This window comes from Arthrospira sp. PCC 8006, from assembly GCF_046480465.1.
Lineage (GTDB): Bacteria > Cyanobacteriota > Cyanobacteriia > Cyanobacteriales > Microcoleaceae > Limnospira > Limnospira platensis.
The window spans coordinates 1-3,021 of sequence record NZ_PKGG01000369.1; the positions used below are offsets into that span (position 1 = coordinate 1).

At 39.8% G+C, this 3,021-nt stretch carries 3 protein-coding genes; 2 read left to right on the forward strand and 1 reads right to left on the reverse strand.

The window, feature by feature from the left end; translation table 11 throughout:
• The coding region (locus B9T16_RS27390) for an NACHT domain-containing protein (RefSeq protein ID WP_410246258.1) at window positions 1–695 on the reverse strand (695 nt) is incomplete at its 3' end.
• 205 nt (window positions 696–900) lie between these two features.
• Here B9T16_RS27390 and B9T16_RS27395 point away from each other — a divergent pair.
• Both B9T16_RS27395 and B9T16_RS27400 read left to right on the forward strand, forming a co-directional pair.
• Window positions 901–1,635 carry a polysaccharide deacetylase family protein gene (locus B9T16_RS27395; RefSeq protein WP_317269416.1) on the forward strand — a complete coding sequence of 245 codons (735 nt, stop codon included), beginning with the start codon at window positions 901–903 and terminating at the stop codon, window positions 1,633–1,635.
• Between the two features lie 2 nt (window positions 1,636–1,637).
• A partial coding sequence (locus tag B9T16_RS27400; protein ID WP_410246259.1) for a calcium-binding protein occupies window positions 1,638–3,021 on the forward strand: 1,384 nt, incomplete at its 3' end.

Here is a 3,021-nt window from a genome sequence, read left to right on the forward strand (position 1 = left end):
TGAATCTCCTGAGCAGTTAATGGTTGTAAATACACTAATCCTTGTAAATAATCAATAGTTTTTCCCGATTGTAAATAGTGGTCATCACGACAACAAACTACTCCATCTCGAACATTGAAAAACTCACTTAGTTTCTCAAAAGGTACTTGTTGTAATCCATCAATAAGAGGCAGTATTTTACCATTTTTCAGCCATTTTTTGGCAATAAATCTTGGTAAATTATAGCGATTTTTTAAATCTTCAACCAGCCAACTATCAATAGATTGTTTAGGATTGTTCAAAGTAGCTAATTCAAATACAATCGGGATAGCACTATCTGAGTCTTCTTCGGCGATTTTAATTAAATCTCTGGCTAATTTCAAAAGTAGGGTGGTTTTTCCGATTCCTGGTTTCCCTAAAATTAATAGTTTCTGCTGGGATACTTTAAATATCTCTAGGACTGTTTGTTGGGGTTCTTCGCCTTCTTTTCTGGTAAAAATATGTTCCGGGAGTTGGTGTCGCCATTGTTCCCTAAATCCAGGGTTTAACGAGGATGTTAAGGATAATTGGGGTATTCTGCCATTGGTTTCTGCTTCGGGTTTAGCCACCCGTGAAATTAATTGATCACTGTGGAGGGAATTGTGCAAACGAACTACTACATCATCTTGTTGAATTTTCAGGATTTGTGTACGCCAGTATGATTGGTCAAAATACATTGATAATCACTTTGCTACAGTTGGTCTAAGTATGATTATAGATCAAACTCTTGTTTTTCGCAAATCCTATGTTAATGGTGCCGATCAACTATTACAATAAGCTATAGAGTCCGTGTGGGCTACTGGTCTGGCTGAGGGTGAGAGTTCTGCCTGAGTTCATTAAGTCAATAACTGTTTGTAGATTACGAGTAAGGAAATTTGTAACATGGCATCTAAAATTAAACCACAATTAGCTTTTTTGTATCCAGTTTTATACCATCTGTTAAAATTCGGTTTTCCTAATTGTTTATGGAGTGGGAATTTATCTCAACGACAAATCGCCCTAACTATAGATGACGGCCCCCATCCTCAATATACTTTAGAATTATTGGAAGTTTTAGACTACTATCAGATTAAAGCTAGTTTTTTTTGGTTGGGAATATTAGTCGAAAAATATCCTAATATTGCTCAAGAAGTCTATAAACGCGGGCATGGTCTGGGGATTCATGGTTATCAGCATAAGTCTTTTACCCGGTTAAATAAACAGGAATTAAAGTTAAGTTTAGACCGAACTCAATCGGCAATTTGTCAGATTTGTGGATTGCCAGAAAATCAAGTTATATATGTGCGTCCCCCCAATGGTTTTTTTACTGGGAAAACTTTACAACTTCTGAATAATTGGAACTATCGAACCGTGATGTGGTCTGTGGTTCCTGAAGATTGGGTAGAGCCGGGGGTCGAGGTGGTGAGCGATCGCATTTTGCGACAGACTAAAAATGGGTCTATCATTGTCCTTCATGATGGCTATTTTGGTGGCTGTAAGGTAGCAGAAACTAGCGCTAAGGTAATTCCTGAATTATTAAAACAAAGATATGAGTTTGTGACTATTGATCAGTTGTGGATGGGGAGAAAAAATGATACCCTGTTCCCTGTTAGTGATGAAATGCGATCGCCTAATTAACTATGGTATTAAGACCTGAAACTGACCCAATTACTGGCTTGCTGCGCCTTGTCGGAGATGATAACCCCGTAGATATCACCTTTTTTGAGAATCAATTAGGGGTGTTTCCTCTGGGAGTATTTCTAGGGTCTGGAAATGATACAGTCCGAAGTTTAGTAGACCCAGCACTAATTTATGGAAACCAGGGGGATGATCAAATATTTGGAGGGGGAGGAAATGACACCTTATATGGCGGTCAGGGAGATGACTATATCGAAGGTAATGCAGGTGATGATTTAATCTTTGGAAATGCTGGGAATGATATCTTATCAGGAGGACTGGGAAATGATACTATCTTTGGGGGACCGGGAAATGATGTTATTGATGGAGATGGGGGAAATAATCTGATTTATGGTGGACAAGGTGCTGATATTATTAGGGGGGGAGAAGGTAATGATTTAATCTTTGGAGATGCTGGAGAAAATACCATCTTTGGCGGACCGGGAAATGATACCTTATATGGGGGAATTGATGATGATCAAATTGGTGGCGGACTGGGAAATGATCTGATTTTTGGCGGACTCGGTGATGATATTATTAGCGGTGGCGAGGGGGATGATACCATCTATGGCGGACTGGGAAATGATTTGATTTTAGCAGACGAGGGTAATAATATACTATTCGGAAATGCCGGAAGTAATACCCTAGTAGGAGGGACGGGAAATGATACCTTTGTGTTAGAGGCTGGTGATGGTTTTACCACCGCTGACACCGACCAAATTTTTGATTTTACCCCCGGACAAGATACTATTTTGCTGCTGGGAGATGTTCCCATAGACCAGCTAAATATTATTCTTGATGACAGTAACCCTAATATTAATAATACAATTCTGGAAACTCCCACCGGAGAAATTATAGCCCTATTGCGAGGTATCCGTCCTAATGATATTAGCCGCAGTGACTTTTTTGTTCCGGGTGTTTTATCCTTTGAATCAACTAGATTTGAAGTACAGGATAATGGCATGAGTACCCAACCCATTACCGTGGTGCGTGCCGGTGGTGAAGATGGTGCAGTTMGTGTAACTTTGGTTCCCAGTTTATTAACTCCTTTACCTCCCAGTGGTGTTGATATCAGCCCCATTGTGATTAATTTTGCTGATGGAGAATTGGGGGGTAAAACTGTATCAATTCCCATCGCTCATAACCCAATTGTTACTTATCCTGAAGTCTTGGAATTATCGCTACAAGATGCCACCGGAAATGCTACTTTAATTAATCCCAGTATGGCGACATTAAGGATTATTTCCGACCAGACTCCCCCTGACCCTATCCAAACTTTTAATAACCCCATACCTGAATCTTTTGCCAGGTTTGGCGCGACTTTAGAAGCTGTGAACAATCAGATTT